25 protein-coding genes are annotated in these 23,446 nt (G+C 68.1%); 10 read left to right on the plus strand and 15 right to left on the minus strand.

Features of this window, described 5'->3' with window-relative positions; translation table 11 throughout:
* Positions 1-54: 54 nt before the first annotated feature.
* On the minus strand, positions 55-1,095 hold the full coding sequence (locus GAS53_RS06550; RefSeq protein ID WP_151476486.1) for a glycoside hydrolase family 6 protein: 1,041 nt from the start codon (positions 1,093-1,095) through the stop codon (positions 55-57).
* A 167-nt stretch (positions 1,096-1,262) separates the two neighbouring features.
* Here GAS53_RS06550 and GAS53_RS06555 point away from each other — a divergent pair, with 167 nt between their 5' ends.
* Positions 1,263-2,108, plus strand: coding sequence for an ANTAR domain-containing protein (locus GAS53_RS06555; RefSeq protein ID WP_151476487.1), 846 nt, complete (start codon positions 1,263-1,265; stop codon positions 2,106-2,108).
* 324 nt (positions 2,109-2,432) lie between these two features.
* Here the strand turns inward: GAS53_RS06555 and GAS53_RS06560 are convergent, their stop codons facing one another.
* The 5 genes from GAS53_RS06560 to GAS53_RS06580 form a co-directional block, all read right to left on the minus strand.
* Complete coding sequence (locus GAS53_RS06560; protein ID WP_151476488.1) at positions 2,433-3,116, minus strand: class F sortase; 684 nt, start codon at positions 3,114-3,116, stop codon at positions 2,433-2,435.
* A 6-nt stretch (positions 3,117-3,122) separates the two neighbouring features.
* Positions 3,123-3,785 carry a hypothetical protein gene (locus tag GAS53_RS06565; RefSeq protein ID WP_151476489.1) on the minus strand — a complete coding sequence of 221 codons (663 nt, stop codon included), beginning with the start codon at positions 3,783-3,785 and terminating at the stop codon, positions 3,123-3,125.
* Positions 3,786-3,906: 121 nt separating this feature from the next.
* Positions 3,907-4,686, minus strand: coding sequence for an HAD-IIA family hydrolase (locus GAS53_RS06570; RefSeq protein ID WP_151476490.1), 780 nt, complete (start codon positions 4,684-4,686; stop codon positions 3,907-3,909).
* Between the two features lie 262 nt (positions 4,687-4,948).
* The gene (locus GAS53_RS06575) at positions 4,949-5,833 is read right to left on the minus strand and encodes a hypothetical protein (protein ID WP_318721401.1); all 885 of its coding nucleotides are present in this window, start codon (positions 5,831-5,833) and stop codon (positions 4,949-4,951) included.
* A gap of 225 nt (positions 5,834-6,058) precedes the next feature.
* Positions 6,059-7,180 carry an ROK family transcriptional regulator gene (locus GAS53_RS06580; RefSeq protein WP_225858781.1) on the minus strand — a complete coding sequence of 374 codons (1,122 nt, stop codon included), beginning with the start codon at positions 7,178-7,180 and terminating at the stop codon, positions 6,059-6,061.
* A gap of 164 nt (positions 7,181-7,344) precedes the next feature.
* Here GAS53_RS06580 and GAS53_RS06585 point away from each other — a divergent pair, with 164 nt between their 5' ends.
* Together GAS53_RS06585 and GAS53_RS06590 are read left to right on the plus strand one after the other, a co-directional pair.
* A complete protein-coding gene (locus GAS53_RS06585; protein ID WP_151476493.1) occupies positions 7,345-8,466 on the plus strand; it encodes a Gfo/Idh/MocA family oxidoreductase in 1,122 nt (373 codons plus the stop codon).
* A complete protein-coding gene (locus GAS53_RS06590; protein WP_151476494.1) occupies positions 8,463-8,945 on the plus strand; it encodes a heme-degrading domain-containing protein in 483 nt (160 codons plus the stop codon). Before GAS53_RS06585 ends, GAS53_RS06590 begins: the two co-directional genes overlap by 4 nt.
* 139 nt (positions 8,946-9,084) lie before the next feature.
* Here the strand turns inward: GAS53_RS06590 and GAS53_RS06595 are convergent, their stop codons facing one another.
* The 4 genes from GAS53_RS06595 to GAS53_RS06610 form a co-directional block, all read right to left on the minus strand.
* The gene (locus GAS53_RS06595; RefSeq protein ID WP_151476495.1) at positions 9,085-9,942 is read right to left on the minus strand and encodes a fumarylacetoacetate hydrolase family protein; all 858 of its coding nucleotides are present in this window, start codon (positions 9,940-9,942) and stop codon (positions 9,085-9,087) included.
* A 121-nt stretch (positions 9,943-10,063) separates the two neighbouring features.
* Positions 10,064-10,816, minus strand: coding sequence for a YidC/Oxa1 family membrane protein insertase (locus GAS53_RS06600; protein ID WP_151476630.1), 753 nt, complete (start codon positions 10,814-10,816; stop codon positions 10,064-10,066).
* 167 nt (positions 10,817-10,983) lie between these two features.
* Positions 10,984-11,292, minus strand: a complete 309-nt coding sequence (locus GAS53_RS06605; RefSeq protein ID WP_151476496.1) for a DUF6412 domain-containing protein — start codon at positions 11,290-11,292, stop codon at positions 10,984-10,986.
* A gap of 54 nt (positions 11,293-11,346) precedes the next feature.
* Positions 11,347-11,919 (minus strand): winged helix-turn-helix transcriptional regulator, encoded by a 573-nt coding sequence (locus tag GAS53_RS06610; RefSeq protein WP_192582994.1) that lies wholly within the window; start codon positions 11,917-11,919, stop codon positions 11,347-11,349.
* A 169-nt stretch (positions 11,920-12,088) separates the two neighbouring features.
* On the opposite strand from GAS53_RS06610, the gene GAS53_RS06615 reads away from it, so the two are divergent.
* Positions 12,089-13,489, plus strand: coding sequence for an MFS transporter (locus tag GAS53_RS06615; protein WP_151476498.1), 1,401 nt, complete (start codon positions 12,089-12,091; stop codon positions 13,487-13,489).
* A 45-nt stretch (positions 13,490-13,534) separates the two neighbouring features.
* Here the strand turns inward: GAS53_RS06615 and GAS53_RS06620 are convergent, their stop codons facing one another.
* Positions 13,535-14,362, minus strand: a complete 828-nt coding sequence (locus GAS53_RS06620) for a class E sortase (protein WP_151476499.1) — start codon at positions 14,360-14,362, stop codon at positions 13,535-13,537.
* Positions 14,363-14,631: 269 nt separating this feature from the next.
* On the opposite strand from GAS53_RS06620, the gene GAS53_RS06625 reads away from it, so the two are divergent.
* From GAS53_RS06625 to GAS53_RS06635, 3 genes are read left to right on the plus strand one after another with little or no spacing between them, the layout of a single operon-like run.
* Complete coding sequence (locus tag GAS53_RS06625; RefSeq protein ID WP_151476500.1) at positions 14,632-15,645, plus strand: SEC-C domain-containing protein; 1,014 nt, start codon at positions 14,632-14,634, stop codon at positions 15,643-15,645.
* A 34-nt stretch (positions 15,646-15,679) separates the two neighbouring features.
* A complete protein-coding gene (locus tag GAS53_RS06630; RefSeq protein ID WP_151476501.1) occupies positions 15,680-16,636 on the plus strand; it encodes a NaeI family type II restriction endonuclease in 957 nt (318 codons plus the stop codon).
* Positions 16,637-16,648: 12 nt separating this feature from the next.
* Positions 16,649-17,134 carry a very short patch repair endonuclease gene (locus tag GAS53_RS06635; protein WP_151476502.1) on the plus strand — a complete coding sequence of 162 codons (486 nt, stop codon included), beginning with the start codon at positions 16,649-16,651 and terminating at the stop codon, positions 17,132-17,134.
* On the opposite strand, the gene GAS53_RS06640 is transcribed toward GAS53_RS06635, so the two are convergent.
* Complete coding sequence (locus tag GAS53_RS06640; protein WP_151476503.1) at positions 17,135-18,325, minus strand: DNA cytosine methyltransferase; 1,191 nt, start codon at positions 18,323-18,325, stop codon at positions 17,135-17,137. It lies immediately after the preceding gene.
* Positions 18,326-18,486: 161 nt separating this feature from the next.
* Between GAS53_RS06640 and GAS53_RS06645 the strand changes: the two genes are divergently transcribed.
* Positions 18,487-19,236: an HNH endonuclease gene (locus tag GAS53_RS06645; protein ID WP_151476504.1), complete on the plus strand. Its 750-nt coding sequence runs from the start codon at positions 18,487-18,489 to the stop codon at positions 19,234-19,236.
* Here the strand turns inward: GAS53_RS06645 and GAS53_RS06650 are convergent.
* Positions 19,233-19,865, minus strand: a complete 633-nt coding sequence (locus GAS53_RS06650; protein WP_151476505.1) for an ATP-binding protein — start codon at positions 19,863-19,865, stop codon at positions 19,233-19,235. The two genes, GAS53_RS06645 and GAS53_RS06650, sit on opposite strands and share 4 nt — an antisense overlap.
* 217 nt (positions 19,866-20,082) lie before the next feature.
* Between GAS53_RS06650 and GAS53_RS06655 the strand changes: the two genes are divergently transcribed.
* Both GAS53_RS06655 and GAS53_RS06660 read left to right on the plus strand, forming a co-directional pair.
* A complete protein-coding gene (locus GAS53_RS06655; RefSeq protein WP_151476506.1) occupies positions 20,083-20,928 on the plus strand; it encodes a helix-turn-helix domain-containing protein in 846 nt (281 codons plus the stop codon).
* Positions 20,929-21,126: a DUF397 domain-containing protein gene (locus GAS53_RS06660; RefSeq protein WP_151476507.1), complete on the plus strand. Its 198-nt coding sequence runs from the start codon at positions 20,929-20,931 to the stop codon at positions 21,124-21,126.
* A gap of 92 nt (positions 21,127-21,218) precedes the next feature.
* Here GAS53_RS06660 and GAS53_RS06665 read toward each other — a convergent pair whose 3' ends face one another.
* Both GAS53_RS06665 and GAS53_RS06670 read right to left on the minus strand, forming a co-directional pair.
* A complete protein-coding gene (locus GAS53_RS06665; protein ID WP_151476508.1) occupies positions 21,219-21,812 on the minus strand; it encodes a hypothetical protein in 594 nt (197 codons plus the stop codon).
* A gap of 124 nt (positions 21,813-21,936) precedes the next feature.
* Positions 21,937-23,355: a PIN-like domain-containing protein gene (locus GAS53_RS06670; protein ID WP_151476509.1), complete on the minus strand. Its 1,419-nt coding sequence runs from the start codon at positions 23,353-23,355 to the stop codon at positions 21,937-21,939.
* Positions 23,356-23,446 lie beyond the last annotated feature (91 nt).

Below are 23,446 nucleotides of genomic sequence, written 5' to 3' on the forward strand. Positions count from 1 at the left end.
AGGGGCGCCCTCCGGTGTGGAGGACGCCCCTTCTACGTGTCTACGTGCAGGCCGCTACTTGCTGGCCTTCGCGAGTTCCAGCGCGTACTCCGGCCACCACTGGCCCGCCTTCGGGCCGCCCTTGCAGGTGCCGTCGGACTCGCCGGGGCGCTTGACCCACAGGTAGGCGTCGACGAGGTCGTCGCCGGTGCTGATGGTGGGCGTCTCGCCGAGCGCGCGGCCCGGCGGGTTGCACCAGTTGTCCTGCGGGTCGCCTTCCGTATACGGGCCGTTGCCGTTGCGGCTGGTGTCGATCACGAACGGCTTGTTGCCGATCTTCGCCGACAGTTCCTTGCCGTACTTCGTGCTGTCCTCGGTCGTGTAGAAGTTGGACACGTTGACCGAGAAGCCGTCGGCCGCCTCGACGCCCGCCAGCTTCAGCGGCTCGGAGATGTCGTCGGACTTGCCCCAGCCCGCGTTGCCGGCGTCCAGGTAGACCTTCGTGTTCTTCAGGGACTTGAGCTTCTCGACCGCGCCCTTGAGGAGGTCGTAGCGCTCCTCGTGGAACTCGTCCGGAGTGCAGCCGTCCACTATGTGCAGGACGGCGTCCGGCTCCAGTATCACCGTGGCCGGGCGATCACCGATACCCGCGGCGACCTGGTCGATGAAGGCCCGGTACGCGTTCCCGTCCGCGGCGCCGCCGCCGGAGAACTGGCCGCAGTCGCGGTGCGGAATGTTGTAGACGACGAGCAGCGCGTCCCGGTCGGCCTTCTCGGCGGCCTCGGTGAAGCCGCGCGCCTCCTGCTCGGCGTTCTCCGGAGTGAGCCACTCCCCGGTGGGATGCTCGGCGATCCTGCGGATCAGCTCGGCGTCCGCGTCCTTGCCGTCCTCCACATACGAGGCCACCTGCTCGGCCGCGTTCCCATCGGGATTGACCCAGAACGGGTCCTTGTCCTTGGGCTGCTGGCTCACCTTGGCGCCCGACTTCTCCTTCTCGCCGTCGTCGCCCGAGGACGAACACCCCGCGAGCAGCAGCACAGCTCCGGCCGCCGCCACGGACGCCCTGGCCAGCGTCCCTGAAGTGAAAAGAGACACAGCCCCCCTGCTCCCGTACATCGAACTCCCCCTCGGGTGCACCTTCAGAAGTACCAATCCTGACATACGTGTCTAGCCGCCACGAGCGCGGTCGCGCCCTTGTCGGCCAGCTGTTACACCCCCTCCCGACCGGGTAGGCGCCGGACGGCGGGGCGGGTGGCGGGGCCGATCTCGGGAAGGGCGCGGAGATGCACCACAGCAACCGGGAGATCCGGCTCGGGGCGGCCCTCGTGGAGGCCGCCGACACACTCTCCGAGGCCTTCGACACGGAGGTCTACCTGCAACGGCTCTCCGACCACTGCGTGGCCCTCCTGGAGGCCTCGGCGGCCGGCATCATGCTGATCGAGGGCGGCGAGGCGGTGTCGTTCGGCGTGAGCAGCCGCCAACAGGAGCTGGCGCTCGACCTGCTGGAGGTCCAGCACCACGGCGGGCCCTGCCTGGACAGCTACGGCACCGGGGAACCGGTCCCGCCGGTCGCGATCCGCGCGGCCCACGCCGCCTCCCGCTGGCCCGACTTCACGGAACGGGCGCTGCGCTACGACGTCGAGGGCACCTTCGCGGTGCCGCTGCGCCGGGACAGGACGCGGCTGGGCGCGCTCAACGTCTTCGTGCCGGAGCCACCCGATCCGCCCGATACGCACGAGATACCCGATATACACGAGATGACCCAGATACCCGAACCGGCCGAACCGTCGGCCCGGCCCGAGCACCCGGTGTGGGAGGAGCGGTCGGGGCTGCGCCTCGCGCAGACCCTGGCCGACGCGGCCGCGCTCGGGCTCACCAACCATCGCATGCACGCCCAGTACCGCACTCTGGCCGGCCAGCTTCAAGGGGCCCTCTCCAGCCGCGTACTCATCGAGCAGGCGAAGGGCATGCTCGCCGAGCGCTGGCGGACCGGGGTCGACGAGGCGTTCATGGCGCTGCGCCAGTACGCGCGCAGCCGCCGCCTGCCCCTCGCCGATGTCGCGATGGCGGTGATCGCGCGCACGGAGGACGCCGCGGAGCTGGGCCGCGGGCGTCCGGAACGCCCATAAACCGGCAGCCACCCGGCGACTAGCTGCGCGGATAACACAGCGCCACCGGTCCGGGACTTGGCGTCAATCAGACCCTAGGCCGGAGCGCTCATCCGTTCTAGAGTCTTCCTCAGACGGCCCCGGCCCCCGGCTGTCCAGACCATCCGCCCATGTCCGGATGGGCCCCTGAACCTCCCGTGCCGGTCGCCGGGTTACTCCCGCAGCCCGTGCGCGCACGGTCGAGGACCAGCCCGGTCGACGGCTCCAGGGGGAGCGGGTCGTCGACCGGGCCAGGTGCGGGCCCCACAAGAAATTCGCGTCAGAGAACCGCGTCACAGAATCGCGTCACAGGCCAGTGCCGCTGAGATACGCGGAGACGACCACGTTCGCCGTGTAGGTACGGCTGGACCGGTCGAAGGAGCCACCGCAGGTGATCAGGCGCAGCTCGGCGCGCCCGGACTGCCGCGTCCCGTACACCTGCTGGGCGTCGAAGCGGTCCCGGGCGAAGACCTGAACGTCCTCGACGGTGAACTCCGCGACCGTGCCGTCGTCGCGGATCACCCGTACCATCTCGCCCGGCTTCACCTCGCTGAGGTGGTAGAAGACCGCGGGCCGGGTCTCCGTGTCCACATGCCCGACGAGCAGCGCGGTCCCGGCCGCCCCCGGCTGCGCACCGCCCCGGTACCAGCCCACGACCCCCGCCTGCCCGTACGGCGGCGGATCGATCGCCCCGCGCGAATCGAGTCCGCGCGCCACCACGGGTGCCTGTACGCGCAGCGCGGGTATGTCCAGGCGCTGCGGCCGTGCGTCCCCCAACGGCTCGACCGCGGGCGGCAGTTCGACGCCGAGCGGCCGTCCGACCGCCGCCACGTCACCCGTGGTCGGCGCTGATATGCCCTGGCGTACGTCGGTCACCTCGCGGCCCCACAGCCACAGCCCGAGCAGCAGCAGCGCCCAGGCCACGCCCATGAGCAGCCGGCCACTGCCGGAGGTACGTTCCCCGTCGTCCCGGCGCTTCCGGTCGGACATGGTCAGTCAGTCCGTACTGCCCGTACTGCCGCGCCCCCGGCGGGCGCTGCGCACCGCCACGGCGACCGCGGCGACACCGGCCAGCACGAGGCCGACCACCGCGTGCCGGGTGCCGGGCCCCTCCGACTCGGCGTCGACGACCGCGAGCCGCGCGGTGCCGCCACCGCCCGCGTGCACGGGTGCGACGGGGGACGCGGGCGTGCTCGGCTTCTGCTGCTTCTCCTGCCCGTCATGCTTGCCCTGCCCGTCATGCTTGCCCTGCCCGTCGTGCTTGCCCTGCCCGTCATGCTTGCCCTGCTCGTCCTGCTTGCCCTGCTCCTGCTTCTTCTGGCCGACGGCGATGTCGCCCTTGACCTTGTCCTCGACGCCGTCGCAGGTGACCTTGACGTCGTAGGTGCCGGGGGTGAGCGTCGAGCGGACACGGGTCTCGCCGGTCAGGGCCCCGGGCTGCCCGGTGAGCTGCGCGTCCGCGACGAACGCCTCGGACGCGGCGCTGCCGGTCCTTCCGGTGCAGCCCCGGACCCACAGCTGGATGTCGCTGCCGGGAGCCGGGGACGCCGGGGTCACGGAGACGCCTCCGTCGGCCGCGTGGGCGCAGGGGGCGGGGGCGAGCGCGGCGGCCACCACCACCGCCGCCCCGGCACAGAGAGTGAGTCGCAGTGAGCCCATCGTGAACCTCCAGACACTTGAAGGTTCCTCCCGGGGGCACAGTGGCGCATCCGGAGGAGGGTTCCACTGCTCCGTACGGGTGCCCGGCGGGAAGCCGGAGGTTTACGGGTCTACGAGGGGCTCAGACGCGGTCGACGAGGTCCGCGATGGAGTCGACGACCTTCGACGGGCGGTACGGGTACCGCTCGATCTCCGAGGGCGCGGTGAGACCGGTGAGGACCAGGAAGGTCTGCATCCCGGCCTCCAGACCGGCCAGGACGTCCGTGTCCATGCGGTCGCCGATCATCGCGCTGGTCTCGGAGTGCGCCCCGATGGTGTTGAGCCCCGTACGCATCATCAGCGGGTTCGGCTTGCCCGCGAAGTACGGCTTCTTGCCGGTCGCCTTGGTGATCAGCGCGGCCACGGCACCGGTGGCGGGCAGCGGGCCCTCGGTGGACGGGCCGGTCTCGTCGGGGTTCGTGGCGATGAAACGGGCACCGCCCTGGATCAGCCGCACGGCCTTCGTCATGGCCTCGAAGGAGTACGTACGGGTCTCGCCCAGGACCACGTAGTCGGGGTCGTGGTCGGTCAGCACGTACCCGATGTCGTGCAGGGCCGTGGTCAGGCCCGCCTCGCCGATGACGTACGCCGTGCCCTCGGGCCGCTGGTCGTCCAGGAACTGGGCGGTGGCCAGGGCGGACGTCCAGATGTTCTCGACGGGCACGTCCAGGCCCATTCGCCGGAGGCGGGCGTGCAGGTCACGGGCCGTGTAGATGGAGTTGTTCGTGAGGACCAGGAACGGCTTCCCCGACTCCCTCAGCTTCTTTATGAAGGCGTCGGCGCCGGGGATCGGCACGCCCTCGTGGATGAGCACCCCGTCCATGTCGGTGAGCCACGATTCGATGGGCTTGCGCTCTGCCATGTGCCGTCTCCTGCCGTACGCGTGCTGCGTGAGCCGTGCGGGTGTGCCGTGCGGATGTGCCGCGCGGGGTGTGGGGGGACGCCGTCACAGCTGTGTGCCGACGCCTCCAGACTAGCCATCCGCTGGATCTTGGTGGAGGGGGCGGGCGCGGCTTCCCGGGGAGGGCTTGGGGCCGGGTTTCGGCGGTGCGTGCTTGGGGGGCGGCAGTGCGTGCTCGGTGCGTGCTTGGTGCGTACTTGGGAGAGGGCGGCCGGCTCCGCGCTCAGCGTCTGCGGCGGGCCGTGAGGAGTGCGGCGACACCGGCACCGAGGAGCAGGAGCGCGCCGGCCGTCGCCGCGAGGATCGCGCGCGGGGAGTCCAGACCAGTCCTGGCCAGCTCCTCCGCGAAGGGGATGCCGTCCGGTACGGGGGTCGGGGCGTCCCCGCCGTCCGGGGTACCGTCCGGGTCGCCGGTGACACCCGCATCGCCCGCGTCTTCCTTGCCGCCCCCGTCATCCCCGTCGCCCTCGTCGCTCCCGTCGCCCTCGTCGACGATGCGGAACCGGTAGTCGTTCGACTGCCCGACCCACTCGCCGTCGTCCTCGTGCCGCTGTACGACGGCCGCGTTCGCGACGACGTCGTTGGCCACCGCGTCCGAGGTGATCGCGAGCCGCATCTTGACGGAGAGGGTCGCGCCGGGCGGCACGGTGAATCCGGGGAACGCGTCCTCCTCGCGTTCGGGATCGCCTTTGGGGCCTCCCTCGGGAGCGCCGAGGATCCCGATGCTCTCGTCCTCGTCGGTCCGCTCGAAGGTGACAGGGCGGGGCCGCTCCCCGTCGTAGAACTCGAGGCGCGGCTGCTCCGGCTTCAACGCCCGCTTCCCGTCCACGAGGACGACGATCGGGTGGATGTTCCCGCAGGTGGCGTCGGTGGTGTTGGTGAGGTCGATGTACCAGGTCCGGAACCCGCCTCCGGCGTCGTACGCGGTGGGCCCGCCGTGGATCCTCGTACGGACGGGGAACTCACGGTTTCCCGGCGCGGCACAGGTGGGCCGGTCGAGTCCGGGTCGGCCGGCCTGGCGATCCGGCCCGGGCGCGGCGACGGCCTGCGCCGGCACGGAGACGGGCACGGAGATGAGGGCGGCTGCAGCGGTTACGGCAAGAGACACGGCTTTGCTCAGTCGCATGGACACGGGAGCTTGCCAGGGGGCTACGGGGTGTCGGCTCCGACGCGCTGGGGCGGGGGCCGTTCGGGGGTGGGATTGCGCCCGGTCGGGGCAGGCCGGGCAAGCCGGGGCGAGGGCCGACCCACCTAGGGGCGCGGGGAACTGCGCGACCAGCCCTCCACGACCCGCACATCACGTCGGACCCGCGGAAGCCTCACTTTCCCCTCCTCACGCTTCGGCCCGCCCGAACAAAGGCGCCAACAGCAACTGAGCCGCCCCCTCCGCCACAGCCCGAGCCTCGCCGGAGGCAACCCGCACGGGCACGGGGCTGCCCGCGCCCGCCCGCTGGGCATGGGCGTCGAGGGCAGCACCGACACCGCGTACGAAACGCTCGGGCTCGGCGGCCACGGTGCGGCCGCCGAGCAGGATGAGGTCGATGTCGAGGAGCCAGACGAGGTTCGCGGCGCCTTCGCCGAGGACACGGGCCGCCTCGTCCACGTCCCCCCGCGCCACCGCCGCGAGGCACAACGCCTCGACGCAGCCCCGGTTGCCGCACGAGCAGGGCGGCCCGTCCAGCTGGATGACCTGGTGTCCGAACTCCCCCGCCCCGGTGCGGGCCCCGCGGTGGACGGCCCCACCGAGTACGAGCCCGGCCCCGAGCCCCGTACCGAGATGCAGATACGCGAAGGCCCCGACCTCACCCCCGACGGCCAGCCCGAGCGCCGCGGCGTTCGTGTCCTTGTCCAGCACGACCGGCACCCCGAGCCGCCGCGCCAACTCGTCCCGCAAGGGGAAGCCGTCCCACTCGGGGAACCCGGTCACGCGGTGCAGCACGCCGTGGGTGTGGTCGAGGGGGCCGGGCATGGCGACGCCGACACCGAGGACGGCGGTCCTGGCAGCGGCGTCCGGACCGGGCACAGCCCCCGACCGCCCCGCGGCCGACCCTGCCACTACCTCCCCGATCTCCGCCACGACCGCGCCCAGCACGGCCTCCGCCCCGGCGCCCAGATCGAGCGCGGCCCGCCGTTCTCCCGCGACCGCCCCGGTCAGATCGACGAGCACGACCCGCAGCTCGTCCCGGTCGAGGTGCAGCCCCACCGCGTGTCCGGCCTCCGGCACCAACCGCAGCACCGTGCGCGGTTTGCCTCCCGTGGAGGCCTGCCGTCCCGCCTCGGTCACCATCCCGTCGTCCCGCAACCGAGCGGTGATCTTGCTGACGGCCTGGGGTGTCAGCCCCGTACGCTCCGCGAGCTCCAGGCGGCTGATCCCCATCCGTCCGGCGCGCCGCAACAGATCGAGCAGCAGCGCGGCGTTGTGGCTGCGCAGCGCGAGCAGGTTCGCCCCGGTCACCCTGGAGGCAGGTCCGGGGCCCGACCCGGGTCGGGCCCCGGACCTGCCTCCAGCTCCCGCGCCGATGCCGGCCACTCAGATCCCCCCTGCGCTACCACTCGCGTCCACACCCCCATTGTCCCCCGTGCTTGCACTTTGGCAACAGCGTTGCTTAAGTGGAGGACATGACTGGCACAGGCTCCGGCACCTCCCTCCGCGAAGGTCCCTTCCGCGACGGCCCCTTCCGCGTGGGCCTCGTCGGCTACGGGCTCGCGGGCTCCGTCTTCCACGCCCCGCTGATCTCCGCCACCGAGGGGCTCGTCCTCGACACGGTCGTCACCGCGAACGCGGACCGGCAGCAGCAGGCGAGGGCCGAGTTCCCGGACGTACGGATCGCGACGACCCCCGACGAACTGTGGCCGCGCGCCCACGAGTTGGACCTGATCGTCATCGCGTCCCCGAACAGGACGCACGTCCCGATCGCGACGGCCGCCCTCAAGGCGGACCTCCCGGTCGTGGTCGACAAGCCGATCGCGGGCACCGCGGCGGAGGCCCGCGAGCTCGCCGCCCTCGCCGAGGAACGCGGTCTGCTGCTCTCCGTCTTCCAGAACCGCCGCTGGGACAACGACTTCCTGACGCTCCAGAAGCTGATCACCGAGGGCGACCTCGGTGACGTCCACCGCTTCGAGTCCCGCTTCGAACGCTGGCGCCCCCAACTCAAGGGCGGCTGGCGCGAGTCCGGCGATCCCGCAGAGATCGGAGGTCTGCTGTACGACCTCGGCAGCCATGTGGTCGACCAGGCCCTGGTCCTCTTCGGCCCGGCGGCCGCGGTGTACGCGGAGTCGGACGCACGCCGCCCGGACGCGGAGACCGACGACGACACGTTCATCGCCATCACGCACGCGAACGGCGTCCGCTCCCACCTCTACGCCTCCGCGACGACCGCCCAACTCGGCCCGCGCTTCCGGACGTTGGGCTCGAAGGCCGGTTACGTGAAGTACGGCCTCGACCCCCAGGAGGCCGCCCTGCGCGAGGGCGAGCGTCCGGCCGCGGGCAAGGTGAAGGAGTGGGGCGTCGAGCCCGAGGAGCTGTGGGGCCGCGTCGGCTCCGGAGAGTCCCCGCTGACCGGCGGCGGCACCCCGGTCCCGACCCTCCCGGGCGCGTACCCCGCCTACTACGCGGCCGTCGCCGCAGCCCTGAGCGGCACCGGTGAGAACCCGGTCACCGCACTGGAGGCCGCCGCCGCCCTGGACGTACTGGAAGCCGCCCGCCGCTCGGCCCGCGAGAACGTGACGGTGACGCTGTGACCACCGACTCCGCCACCACGGCCCCCACGATCGCCGAACTCGAGGAGCAGGAGCGCCGCCTGACGCTCCCCCGCTTCACCTACGACGACGCGTGGACCCTCGGCACACTCCTCGTCGAACTGGCCCGCGACCGCAACGCCCCCGTCGCCATCGACATCCGCCGCGCCGGCCAGCAGCTCTTCCACGCCGCCCTCCCCGGCTCGACCCCCGACAACGACGCCTGGATCGACCGCAAACGCCGAGTCGTCGACCGCTACGCCGCCTCCTCCCTCCTGGTCGGCACCCGCTTCCGAGCCAAGGGCACAACGTTCGAGGACTCGTCCCGTCTGAACCCGGACACCTACGCCGCCCACGGCGGAGCCTTCCCGATCACGGTGGAGGGAGCGGGCGTAATCGGCACGGTGGTGGTATCGGGACTACCACAACTGGAGGACCACGCAATGGTGGTGGAGGCCTTGGAACGCTTCGCCGCCGGTTAAGTCCTCAATTCATCGCCGGCCAAGTTCTCAATCGCCGGGCAACAAGGGCGCGCCCTTTAGGGGCGCGGGGAACTGCGCGACAAGCCACGACGGGTCCGCACCCAACAACGCGCCGTAGTCCCCGCCCCCAGTGGAACGCCTACGCGTCCTTGAAGACCTGCCGCTGCCGCCCAAGCCCCTCAATCTCCAGCTCCACAACATCCCCGGCCCTGAGGAACGGCTTGGGCTCCGGCATACCCAGCGCAACCCCCGCCGGCGTACCGGTATTGATGACGTCCCCGGGATACAGCGTCATGAACTGACTCACATACCGCACGACTTCGGCAACGGAGAAGATCTGGTCGGACGTACTGCCGTCCTGCTTCAGCTCCCCGTTGACCCACAGCTTCAAGCCGAGCGCCTGAGGATCCGGAACCTCGTCCGCCGTCACGAGCCACGGCCCGAGCGGATTGAACGTCTCGCAGTTCTTCCCCTTGTCCCAGGTCCCGCCCCGCTCGATCTGGAACTCGCGCTCGGACACGTCGTGCGCCACCGCGTACCCGGCGACATGCGCGAGCGCCTCCTCGTGCGAGCCGAGGTAGCGGGCCGTACGCCCGATGACGACCGCGAGCTCGACCTCCCAGTCGGTCTTCACCGAGCCGCGCGGCACGAGCACCGTGTCCTGCGGCCCGACGACCGTGTCCGCCGCCTTGAAGAAGATCACCGGCTCGGCGGGCGGCTCGGCGCCGGTCTCCTTGGCGTGGTCGTGGTAGTTGAGGCCGATGCAGACGATCTTGCCGATCCGGGCGAGCGGCGGGCCGACCCGCAGCCCGGCCGCGTCGAGCACGGGCAGTTCCCCGGCCTCGGCGGCGGCACGGATCCGGCCGAGCGCCGCGTCGTCGGCGAGCAGCGATCCGTCGATGTCCGGCACGATGCCCGACAGATCCCGCAGGACTCCCTCGGCATCGAGCAGCGCGGGACGCTCGTCCCCAGCCGTACCGACTCGCAGCAGCTTCATGATCACAATCTCCCTCGATCGCGGGCGGCCCGACCGATGGGTGCAGCCATCGGAGGACTGGTCGATCCTCCAAGGTCGGCGTCCAGTCCGCAATACCCGGTTCACGGACTGGACCGTAACCTCACGCCGCGGTGGCCGGCGCCGCCCCCGGCATGTCCCGGTACAGCACGGCTCGCTCGACCGCGCTCCACGTCGTACTGGTCACCACGTACAGCGCGGCGGCCAGCGGCACCACCGCCACGGTGACCAGGGTCATGAACGACATCAGCGGCATGAACTTGAGAACGGCCCCGAGCCCGGGCACCTGCTCGCCGCTCTCGGAGGGCACGACGGGCATGGCCGTGGCCGCCATCTGTCGCTTCGTACGCCGGTAGTTGAAGGTCGCGACCGCCGCGACGATCACGAACAGTCCCGCATACACCAGCCCCTGCGCCCCGAAGACCCCGCCGTCCCCGAGCGCGTCCGCCCACCGGTCGCCGAGCGGCGCCGCGAACAGCTTGTGGGCGAGCAGGGAGTTCGCCTCGCCGCCGATCTCCGAGTTGGAGAACAGGTGGTAGAGGAGGAAGAAAGCCGGCAGCTGGAAGAAGCTGGGCAGACAGCCGGAGAGCGGCGAGACCTTCTCCTTGGCGTGCAGCTCCAGCACCGCCTTCTGCAGTTTCTCGGGGTTCTTCTTGTGCTTCTTCCGCAGCTCGGCGATCCGCGGCTGCAGCGCGGCCCGCGCCCGCTGCCCACGCGCCGAGGCTCGCGACAGGGGATGCACGAGGAGTCGTACGAACGCCGTGAACAGGACGATCGCGGCGGCCGCCGCGGAGGCCTGGAAGAGCGGTTCGAGCAGATCGGCGAGCCCCTCGACGAGGCTCGCGAAAACGGACATGAAGGAAGAGAAGACGGACATGGGTGAGCCCTCCGAGGGTCTCGTCGTGCCGAGGAGAGGAGACGTGACGTGCGTCGGCATGACGACCCGCGAGGGGCACTGAGGAAGAGCAGAGGAAGAGCAAGAAGCGAAAGAAACCACGGATACTGCTGCTCCGCGGAGCTCCCCTACGCGGCCGTCGGAAGGGACCGGCCGGGTGCTCGGGGACGCCTGCGCCCCCGGGCGTCGGGGTCGCGCTGCGGCAGGAACGCCGTGCGCTGTTCACGGTCGCGGATGGCCGTACGGACCCGTGTACGGGGCACGGCGGGCGCGAGCCGTGAGGCGATGAGCGAGCAGGCGGCGAGCGCGGACCCGGCCGCGGCGGTCGCGGCGAACGCGACGGCGCCCGCGAGGCTGCCGGTGTCGAGCAGCGCCACCTCGAGAAGAAGGACGAGCAGCAGGGCGGCGGGCTTCAACTGCGCCCAGGTCCGCGTCATCGGCTGTCCTCCGTCCCTTCTTTCTCGTCTTTCTCGCTCCACGGCTTCCTGCCGTTATACAGGATCCGCCTTCAGTGGCTCAGTCCCCAGAGGCTCCGTTCCCAGAGGCTCCGTCTCGATCGGCTGAAGCAGCCTCTTGGGCTTGAGCAGTGCCCGGCTGACCGGATCCTCCGGGGCCGGGTCGAGTCCGGGTCCCGGCATCATCTCCACGTCCTCCAGCGGTACGACGGTTCCGCAGGCGGCGCATTCACCGTACGGGCCGAGTTCCGTACCGCAGATGGTGTGCCGGAAGTAGCGAAGCAGCGTCTCCGTGAAGTGCAGGCGCCCCCAGAGGCCGAGTGACCGGACGGTGGGCCACAGGCCGCGGCCGCGCTCGGTCAGGACGTACTCGTCGCGCGGCGGCGACTCCTGGTACCGGCGCTTCTCGAGGACGCCCGCGGCGGTGAGCGTCTGGAGGCGGGCGGCCAGGACGGCGCGCGGGATGCCGAGATGGACGAGGAAGTCGTTGTACCGCCGCACGCCGTAGAACGCGTCGCGGACGACGAGGAGCGTCCAGCGCTCGCCGACGACCTCCAGCGCGCGGGCGATCGAGCACTCCTGCGCTACGTAGTCCTTACCCAGAGCCATGGGTCCCACTGTAGCGACTTTTCGACGTCTTGGTTCATTCACCGAACCTTGGGTGCTACGGTCGACTCATCAAATGAGTTCATTCACTGAACCTTGTAGAGGCTCAGTGGAGCTCAGTGAGCCTTATCGACCGGACCGCACGCACCTGGATGCTTCGAAGGGGCAACCGATGCCACGCACCGACACCACGAAACCCGCCGTACAGCAGCTCTCTCGAGCCACCCCCGCCCCCGTCCGTCCCACCGCCACCCTCGCCGTCACCAGCGCCGCGACGGCCGTGGCCCTGATGGCATACACCGCGCCGATCGTCACGCTCCCCGACACCGCCGCCTCGCTGCACACCCCGCTCTCCGCCCAGGCCTGGCTGCTGAACGGCACTCCGCTCGGTCTCGCCGCGCTGCTCCTGGTCGCGGGCAGCCTCGCCGACGACTACGGCCGCCGCCGGATCTTCCTGGGCGGCACGGTCGCGCTGGGCATCACCACGGCGCTGGGCGCGCTCGCGTCCTCGACCTGGCTGTTCACGCTGGCCCGTATCGCGCAGGGCGCGGCGAGCGCGGCGATCCTCGCCAGCAGCCTGGGCCTGATCGTGCACGCCTTCCCGACGGCGGCGGGGCGACTGCGGGCCACGGGCGTCTGGGGCGCGTTTGTCAGCGGCGGCATCGCCACGGGCCCCCTGCTCGCGGGCGGGATCGCCTCCTGGGACTGGCGGGCGGCATACGCGGTCCTCGGCCTGGCGGCGCTGATCGCCGCGCTCTTCGGGGCCCGTGCGCTCTCGGAGTCCCGCGCCCCACGCGGCGGCCGCCCGGACCTGGCGGGCGCGGTCTCCTTCGGCCTCGCCCTCGTCTCCCTGGTGGCCGCGCTCACCCTGGGCCGTGACGGCTGGCTGCGCGCGCCGGTGGGCCTCCTGCTCGCCGCGACCGTCCTGCTGACCTTCGTGTTCGTCCTCGTCGAGCGCCGCACCACGACACCCATGATCGACCTCGGGCTGCTGCGCCGCCCCCGCTTCCTGGCGTCCTCCGCGGGCGGCCTGTTCACGGGTCTCGCGGTGATCGGCCTGTTCAGCTTCCTGCCCGCGATCCTGCAGCAGTCACTGGGCATGTCCGCCATGGACACCGCGTGGCTGTTCCTGCTCTGGTCCGGCCTCTCCTTCGCGGTCGCCCTGCAGGCGAGGCGGCTGGCCGGCCGGGTCTCTCCCCGCCACCAACTGGCCCTCGGCTTCGCCCTGCACGCCGCCGGCGCCCTAACGATGCTCGGCGCGATCGGGGCCGGCTCCTGGCACCGCCTCCTCCCCGGCCTCGTCGTCGCGGGCATCGGCAGCGGCCTCCTGAACGCCGCGCTGCCGCTGCTCGCCGTGGAGTCCGTCCCGGCCACCCGGGCCGCGATGGGTTCGGGCGCCAACCAGACGTTCCGCTACATCGGTTCGTGCGCGGGCGTCGCACTCACCATCGCGGTGGTGACGTCCTCCGGCACCCTCTCCCGCGGAGCGGACCTCGCCCTCGCCGTCTCGGCGGGGCTCGGGCTCCTGGCGGCGGCCAGCGTGCTGGTTCTCCGGGACCGGGACCGGGCGTGAGGCCGTCCAGGCCGACAGGGCCCAACGGGGGCCCAACCGGGGGGCCTAGCGAGGCCGCATGGAGGCGAGCTTCCCCCAGACCACCAGGCGATACTTGGACGTGTACTCCGGCGTGCAGGTGGTGAGCGTGAGGTAGTACCCGGGGTCGGTGTACCCGTACGAGGGCCTGACCCTGCTACGAGGGACCTCACCGATCACTCCGCCATCCCCGGCCGAAGTCTGCGACAGCGTCCGGTCGACGACGTACGTGAAGGCGGCCACCTTGGTCTCGACCTCGATCCGATCCCCCTTCCGAAGCCGGTTGATGTACCGGAACGGCTCGCCATGGGTGTTCCGATGCCCCGCGAGCGCGAAATTCCCGGCGCGGCCGGGCTGGGCGGTGTCCGGATAGTGGCCGACGTACCCCTTGTTCAGAACGTTTGGCTTACTGATGCCTTCCGCCACGGGAACGCGGAGATCGAGGCGGGGGATGGTGAGGATGGCGTAGGCCTGGTCCCACCGGGGTCGCTGGACGACGGTGGAGGTAGGAGTCCGCCGGGATCCGGACCCGGAGCCATTGCCGCTGCCGCTGCCGGAGTCGCCCGCGTCCCCATCGCCATCGCTGTCACCGTCACGGTCGCCGTCTGGGGTATCACCGGAGCTGTCGGTGGCATCCAGGCCTCCTCCACCCGCCTCCCCCCACTCCCTCTCCAGGGCCTGGACCTTCCGCTCGGCCCCTTCCCGCGCCTGCCGATTGGTCCACCACAGCTGATGGACGACGAGCAGCATCAGGACGACACCGAGGGTGACGAGAACTTCGGCGCTGCTCCAGAGGAGGCGGCCGTACCGGGCACGCCGCCGCAGCTCACGCTGATGGACGACGGGAACCCGCATACGTACGCCTCCCTCCCGCAAAGGCTGCCGCCACAAGGCCCGCGGCCGAGGCGGCACGATGCCGCAGGCCGCACGGCCGAGGCGGACGATAAGGGAGGAGCCGCGAACTAACCATCCCCATGAACGCCACTGAACGCCACGCAGTCTCCGTACGACCTCACACCGTTCCCCGCCACCCCTCCCCGCCACTCTTCCCCGCCCTCCGTCGATCTCGCCTCTGGCCTGCACATACCTCTCTTCTGTCGGTCGTCGGCAGTACGGTGTCCCCCATGCGCCCCGACACGCCTGCCGAGAACGTCGACCACACCGCCGAAGCGGCACGCCTGGAGCGGACCGCCGGCCTCTACCCGGAGGACGCCGAGCACCTGCTCCTGCAGGCCGCGGCCCACCTCGAACTGGCCGACGACCGCCCCCGAGCCAGCTCCCTCTACGACCGCCTGCTCGCCGGCCCGACGACCCTGGACAACCCGTTCCTGGTACGGGCCCTGAAGGCGGCCAACCTCTGGGAGTACGGCCACGAGGCGGAGGCGAGGGCGATCATCGAGGGCGTCCGCGCGGCGGCACCCCGCGACCCGGCGCCCTGGGTGATCGTGGCGGAGGCCCTGGAGTCCCACGACGAGCTGGAGGCGGCGCAGGAGACGTTCACGCAGGCGGCGGTCCACCTCCTCACCGACGTCCCGGAACCCCCGTACGCGACCCACCCGGTCCTCTTCGGCCGCCACCGCGTACGCCGCATGCTGGGCCTGACCCACGACAACTGGGACACGCTGGCGGACACGCTCCACTCGTCCCCGGTCTCCCTGGACGAACTCCACGACCCGAAACGTGTCTGGTCCCTCGGCTCCAATAACCCGGCGGAACTGGAGGCGGAAATCTCCCGCCTCCGAGCAGAACTGGGCACGTACCGGGAGGCCCTGTCCCGCCCCTTTCCGGTAGCGGTTCTGCACTGGCCGGCGGAGGAATTGGCTGAACTGGTGACGGCGTACCCGGAGTTGGCGGAGGAGTACCCATCCCACGAGGAGCACCTCGCGACGATAGAGCGGGCACTGCGGGAGCTTGCTGCCTCGGGCACGGCCAACTTGGGGATCGTGACCGGGACGGTTCCTTCGTATGAGGCTTTCGCAGCTTCGGAGGGGGCTTCGCCGAGCGACGCGTCGCTGCTGCCGCAGTATGCGACGACGCTGGCGGCGCGGGGGAGGGCTGTGGCTTGGCCGCCGCAGAGGGGGGCGGGGTGTTGGTGTGGGTCGGGGCGGAGTTATGGAGAGTGTCACGGCCAGGCGTAGGCGACCTTGTAAAAACTCTCCCTGAGGACGAGTCTTGGAAGATTCTCTTTTCCCTCGCGATATCACGGCAGCGCAGAATATCGCAAACTCGCCACCCCCTCTCGATCCTGACCCAAATTTACTTGAGGTTCGAGACTGGTTCAAGATGCAACCGAAGCTCGAAGCTCGATTCGGGCAGGTACTACGTCAATCGATCGATGAAGTTCTCGATGGACAGCGAACAGGTCGCTTCAACATTAAAGATCTCGAGAAGACAGAAAAGACATACCTGGGAACAAAAGTTGAGATCATCGCCCGAACGGAATTTAATCTTGGCCGCGGAAATAGAATGGACTTCTCCATTTCCGGCCATGACGTAGACTCGAAATTCACAAGCGGTGATAACTGGACAATCCCACGCGAAGCCGACGGGCACATTTGTCTACTGATCAAGGCAAATGATCTCAAGGCGAGCTACCAGGTCGGAATACTTCGAATCCATGACACTCTTTTGAACCTGGGAGCAAACAGGGACGGCAAGCGCACACCGTCAGCCGCTGGACGGAGCGCCATACAGTGGATCATCCCCGAGGGAAGGCTCCCCGAGAACATTTTGCTGACCCTCTCCGAGACAGACAGAGATGCAATCTTCAAAGCTGGGACCAGCGGACAAGCGCGCACCAATGAACTATTTCGCCGCGTACAGGTTCGGCTGGTAAACCGCAACACCGTCCTCACGGTGGCCCGACAGGACGACAGCCTGAAGCGCGTGCGTGACGCCCGTCATCATCTCCGTAACGAAGGAATCATGATCCTCGGCCATCAGAAGCAGCATCCTCACATCGCCCGCGCCCTAGGTCTTCGCGTACCCGAAAAAGGATCATGGATAGCGATTCGCGTTGCCTGCGTCGATAGTCTTGACTCGGCGAGGAAGTCTACTCGAATCTCCGGCCAGGACTATGCAGTCTGGGAAGAAGGAGACTCTTCGGTCCCAGCTCCTGCCGAGTACTGATCGCAGCGCCTGATGACGAACGAGGAACAGAAAGACAGCCTTCCGTCCTGGACTCCGCCAACCGGGTCCTGGGCGTCATCAGCAGCGCGCCGCCGAAACATGCAGGCTATCCGTAGCCGGGACACCACCCCAGAGCGCATGATCCGTCGGCTTGTTCACGCTCAAGGCCTTCGCTACCGGGTCGCAGCCAGGCCGCTTCCCGACCTCCGCCGGACGGCAGACATGGTCTTCCGTCCGGCGAAAGTGGCGGTTTTCATCGACGGCTGCTACTGGCACGGCTGCCCGGAACACTACGTGCCGCCGAAGACCAACCCGGGCTACTGGTCGGACAAGGTAGCCCGAAACATGGCCCGCGACCGGGACACCGACCAGCACTTGGCCGAGGCCGGCTGGACGGTGCTCCGGTTTTGGGAACATGAGCCATCAGCAGAGTGTGCGGAGCGGATCGCGACCGAGGTCAAACGACGCCGCGACTCTGCTGCGGAGAGGAACGGCTGATCAGCGCTTCTTGCGGTCACGCTCACGCGCAGCCTTCAAAACGTCGATGATCGACTCTCCGACTGCTTTGGCCACCGGTGGCGGGAAGGCATTGCCAACCTGCCGGTACTGCGCCGTCTTGCCGCCTTGGAATCGCCACTTGCGTGGGAACCCCTGAATGATCGCGGCCTGCTCCACCGTCAGCATCGGGCCGTCCTCCCTGAAGAGGTCCCGATCCTCAGTGCCCTTCTTTGCACAGGTCTCAGCATCATTAGCAACCCCGAGCCCACAGACACCAAGCTGCTTCCATGCAGCCTTCGCGCGACTGGGGCCCAAATCAGCGCCACCGTGCTTCTTGGACCCGCCGACTAGCGTGGGCGCGATGCCGCCCCCCTTGCCCTTGAGCTCCGCATCACGCTTCTGTGCCTGATGGAGCCAGCGATCATAGGCTTTGCGGGCTCGCTCGGCGTGGATCCCCTTGAAGTACGGCTTATAGCGATCGAGCATGGATTGCTCAAGGCCCTCCGCGACGCTGACCGGCTCCTCATGAGTAGGTGTCGGCCACTCGTACTTCACGTCCTTGAGGACGTCATTGCGGAAGGCCACGAGGATGGCCCGCGGACGAAGTTGCGGGACCCCGAAATCGCTGGCTTCCAAGATGCCCCACTTGCAGACGGTGTAACCAAGCCCTGCAGTATGGGCCTGCTCGCCGTCCTCACCTCGATATGTGCCGCCCTGGAGCCGAGCCACGATCCAGTCACGATAGTCAGAGAACTTCGGGTCCATGATCCCGCGCACGTTCTCAATCATCACTGCACGCGGTTTGAGCTCCTCAACGAGCTTCAGCATCCGCGGGAAGAGATCACGCTCATCGTCCTTGCCTAGCTGCTTACCCGCATGCGAGAACGGCGGGCACGGGACACCTCCGGCCAGGAGGTCCAAGCCATGGGGCCCGAGCAGGTCACCACTCTTCTTGAGGTCTTCGGACGGGGAGAACTCGTTGACGTCTGCTGACAGAACGTCGCAGTGTTCTCTCTCCCAACTCCATTCCTCGTGGGTCTTGATGTTTTCAGCGAGCGTCTCTGCCGCATGCGAGTCGATCTCCACGAGCGCGAGGTGCCGGAATCCGGCCTGATGCAGGCCGATGGCCTGCCCTCCTGCTCCAGCGCAGATCTCCACAGAGGTGTATGCGACATCGTTCGTGCGGGTCATGCCCCCTCCTTACAGCCGTGCAGCGGCAGACACATCTTGCGATCCACCATCACTGAGGGTGACAGACCCCACTGACAACGAGACTCGACCAAGTGTGCAGCACTCCCCCTCATTCGTTGCACGCACCCTCCGTCGCGCCGAACACTCATACGATATTGCTCATGAAGAGCCCCGCGTGGACTGAAGACGAACTCGTGCTGGCTGGAGCGCTCGTCGTGAAGAACGGCTGGCGCGAGCTGAGGACCGGCGACCGGAAGGTGCAGGAGCTGTCCGAGCTGTTGCGCTCGCTGCCGATCCACAGCGCGGAAGCCAGGGCCCTGCCTGAATTCCGCTCCATGGACAGCGTCAGCCGCAAGACCACGGACTTCGCCACGAACTACGGCCCTTACTCCGGCAAGCCCACCCGCTGCGGCGAGCCCACTCTCCAGATGATCAAAGCGTTCACCGAGCGCGAGTCCCAGATGCTCCAAGCCGCCCAAGCCATCGAAGAAGGCATCGGATCCGGCGAGCTGTACCTCCTGCCCCGGCAGCCCGACGAGGTCGACGACGACGGGTTCACGGCCATCGAGGGACGACTCCTCGTCCGCCGGGCGCTCGCCCGCGAGAGGGACCCGAAGCTTCGCAAGCTGAAAATCCGGCAGGTGAGTCGCGATGGGCAGCCGCTGAGGTGTGAGGTCTGCGACTTCGACTTCGCCCGCACCTACGGAGACCTCGGCGAGGGCTACATCGAGGTGCACCACGTCACTCCCCTCTACATCTCCGGACGCCGGAAGACCAAGCTTGAGGATCTCGCATGCATGTGCGCCAACTGCCACCGCATGTGCCACAGGAGCCGTCCCGGAGAATCCTGGCGCACTCCGGGCGCGCTTCGGGATGAGATACGGAAGTCCGCGCAGAATGGCGCCCACTAGGCCGCGTCCGCGTCAGCTTCGTAGTGCATCTGGGCCCGTTCAAGGATGCCGTCTGGATCGCACCCTCGGGCGGCAGTCCAGTGGAGCAGATCGGCGATCAGCTCCACCGCTGACTCCTCAAGCCCGGTGCCTGTTCTACCGCCGCGAAGGACAGCACCGCCGCAGGCTTCCTGATAACTCTCAAGCGCGCCGACAGCGCGCTCGATACGGCGGCAGGCACTGCCGTAGTCGAGCGATACCTCGCACCAGACCGCCTTGCCCGCCGCCGACAAGGCCGTTCCCCAGTCCACGGCCAGAGCAGCGAGCAAGTGCAGGCCGCGACCACATTCTTCATCGCAGTCGGCGGACCGAAGGGACGGGACCACGTGGCTCTTGTCGTGGACTTCAACACGGAGGCGCTCACTCTGCAATTCAAGGATCAAGGTCGCCGAAGCGCCCTCCCCTACATGCTTGATGACGTTCGTCGCCAGCTCAGTGACGAGCAGTTCCGCTTCCTCAGCAGCCTCACGCATTCCCCATAGGTTGAGCTGTGCGGAGGCAGCCTTCCGGAGCAAGCGCACCTCCGCCGGCTCTGCCTCGAAGGGGAGAACACAGCGGAGTCGGGGTGTAGCGACGTCGTAGCCGGTCATGGCCACTCCTCCCTCCATGCCACGCGCGTGCTGCGCCTGCCGTGTTCACACGACTGCACTGCGTAGCGATCTGCAGAGGAGCATGGCACAGAGAAGTCTCACTGTGTAACTTCTCACGAGAATCCATCGAGTGAATCTGCTGGTACTTCAAGTTCCGTACTGCCTAGCCTGATTGGGATCTCCGGGCGGGCGCCCGGCGCACGCGGAGAGGAGTTGCATGTCGGTCCGGACCACAACACGGCGCCGTCAACTGGGCGCGATGATGCGCAAACTGCGGGCCCGCAAGGGGTTGACCCTTGAGGAGGCCGGGCGGCTCGTCGGAGCTTCCAAGGCCACGATCAGCCGGTACGAGACCCAGGCCGGACCGGTCAAGTGGCTGGTCGTGGATGCGCTCTGCCGCGAGTACGGGGCAACAGATGCTGAACGTACGGCAGTTGTCGGCCTCGCCAAGGATGTCAAGCAGCAGGGCTGGTGGAGTTCCTTCGCCGACTCCATCCCGGAGAGCATGAACCTTCTGCTCACGCTTGAGGACGAGGCCGTACGCGAGGATCACTTCTCATGCGTCTACGTTCCCGGGCTCCTGCAGACCCGTGGCTATAGCACAGCTCTGCAGCAGGCCAACGAAGTACGTCTGGAGCCGGCCGAGATCGAGCGGCTCGTTGACATCCGTATGAAGCGGCAGGAGATTCTCACGCGGCCAAAGCCCCCGCACCTGTGGGCAATTCTCGACGAGTCCGTGCTCCGTCGCGTCGTCGGTTCGCCGGAGATCATGAAGGAGCAGCTCGGCCGACTCCTCGAAGGGAACGAGTCAACGCAGGTCACGCTGCAAGTACTTCCGTTCTCCAAGGGGGCCCACTGCGCAGCCCTCGGAAGCTTCGTGATCATCGGTGGCAGGGAGCCAGCTCTCGACGTCGTGTACGTGGACTTCCACACCGGGTCGCTGTTCCTGGAGAAGGACGAAGAGTTGGAGCGTTACCGACTTGCGTTCGAGTACCTCCGCGCACAAGCGTTAGACATTGAGGCTTCCTCGTCCTTGATCCACCGCATCCGCAAGGAGCTATGAATGCCCGCCACCCCTCAACTCACTCCTGCCCACGCTTGGTTCAAGTCGTCATACAGCGGCGGCAACACGACCGAGTGCGTGGAAGCTGCCTTCGTGCCGGCCGGTGTGCTGGTACGGGACTCCAAGCGGCCGGAGGGCCCTCACGTCGCGATATCGACGGAGGCATGGGGGAGGTTCTTGGCTGCTCGGCTGGACTAGGACAACCGAGAGAAGGAGACGGAACGATTCCACCCCGACGCATGCCGCCCATGATCCGCGCTGTGGTCTTCGGCCTCGGCGTGCACTGCCGGCTACGGGAGCCGCGCAATGATCTCGTTCTTCTCTTCTTTCAAGAGCGCCTTCGTTTTGCCGATCGTCTTGAGGACGAGATCGCGGATCTTGGTGCTGTCGAGCTCGAGTGAGTCCAGGATGTAGTGCCGCCGACCGTCCACCGTAGTCGTGGTGATGTCCAGTCCGAGTTCTCTGAGTTCCCTGATGCGGCGCTCCGTGTGGATGTCGTCCCCATTGATAGTGCGGAGACGAGCGTTGTCGACAGGCCAGCCGATCTCCTGGTGAAGGACCGCAAACAGCCTCTCATTTGCCTTCGTTCCGTAGGGAACTTTTAAATACCGCTCCGGTACGTGCCCAGAGAACCTCAAGTGCATTTCATCCTGGATCCGAGCCCGCAACTCGTGGAACTCAGCGCAGGTGGGAGGGAGTTGCGACCGCAGTAGCGACTGCATGGACTGGGCCAGAGCGCGCTTCGCAAACAGGTAGGCATCCAGGACCGCATCAGGCGATGCGTCTGGCTCCTCCAAGGCTGAACTAAGCGCCTTGACCGCGAACTCAGTGTCAGGCTTCAGACGCCCCCACGCCTCGAACGCACCCTGATTCTCTATCGCCACGCTGGCTGCCCTTCGCTCTCAGTCCTGGCACGTACTCATCAAGTAATAGACGCTATCGCAGCACTCCGGCACGGTGGGAATCAATGAGTGCAGGGACCCGTACACCGAGCGTCGGCGCCGTCAACTAACGGGAGCGTCGGTTCTTCTCTGCCTGCTGTGCTGCGAGTCTGCGCAGTACGGCCCGGTCCATCTGCGGAGTAGCGTCCAGGAGTTCCATGAACCACGGCGCGATCCACGACGAGTCCCGGTGGAGCCACTCCCCCGGCGGCAGGACCGTACCCGGTTTCCACAGCGGGGACGGCGGCTCAGGACTTCTCGATGCCGCTGCGATATCAACGCTGGGCTCCCACTCCTCGGGGATTCGTCGCCCTAGCTGGGCCGTCACACCGATGAGCCACCACTGGAACATCCACTGGGATGGGGAGGACGACTCAAGAGCAGCGCGCACGGCCGAGGACGCAAGCTCCACCGACTGCAATGCGGACAGCGCCAACCCCTCCGGCGGAGCAAGTTGAGGGGCTATCTCCGCCGTGACGATTGGGTCGTCCTGGGTCTTCACGTCGAAGGTCTCAGACACCCGCACGATCTCTGCATACGTGTCCTCAGCGAGCTCGGCATCCAGGAACTCCCTTATCCCGCCGTAGAAGTGCAGCTGAGTCTCGATCCTCAGATCTGCGCCTGCCCTCCGCTTCAGCTCGTCGATGAGACTCGGCCACGGACGTGAATTGCGCGAGCCGGCATCAGATTCGTACCAGTCTTCCTTCGTGTCGTTCGATACGAACAACACGCGGCGACTGGACTGGGACAGCTGGCTGACGTGTTCGATCAGCTCTTCCCAGAGGAGGAAGTCTCCAGCCGACCTCAGCGGTGTGTCCTTGTCGGAGTCTGCGAACCCAGGCGGGATCTTGTTCGGGAACCGGAAGGCGGTAGCTTCCTCCAGGCGCTTGCGGAGGACTTCGTCGTCCGGCTGCTGGCCGACGCCTTCCCCGTAGAGCTTCGCGACGCGCGGCAGGATCGGATCCTCTGCATCGGCCGCATTCAAAGCCAGGTCGTGATCAGCCTTCAGCATGTCCAGGTGGCGTTTGAACTCTTCCCGATAGACGGACAGGTGCTTGTCAACCGCCGAGTCCTTGGCCAGTTCATCGAGACTGGCTATCTCCTCCGGAGCGCGGGCGTACTTATCAAGCTGGGCACACACGAGGTTCTTGGCTTCCACGATTGCCTTGCGCGCGGCCATGAGCTTCTTGTTGACCTCTGACGCGGCGTCTGAGAGTGCCCTCTTCCGAGACTCGAGCGTGCTGCGGCGGCCGCGTACGAACTCAAGACCGACCTGGTACGGCATCCACAGCCGCCCCGCGGTCTGCTCGAGCGCCGAGAGAACCTCTTCGCGGGACGTCTCTGTGTACTCGTACAGGCTGAGGAGCACGTTCGTGTCGAGAACGATGATCCCGTCCTGGAAGAACGCGCTGCGTTCCGCATCCTCCGCCGATGGCTGCGGCTGCAGCCATGCTGCGAACCGCTGCAGCAGTACCGGGTCGCTCATATCCGCCTCCGGTTCGACAATGCGCTACTTCCTCACGTGATCATGCCGGCACAGGCCGCCGGCAGCCGAGGCTTGCCTGCACGACTGCCGA

This window comes from Streptomyces albicerus, assembly GCF_008905045.1.
In the GTDB taxonomy this organism is placed as follows: domain Bacteria; phylum Actinomycetota; class Actinomycetes; order Streptomycetales; family Streptomycetaceae; genus Streptomyces; species Streptomyces albicerus.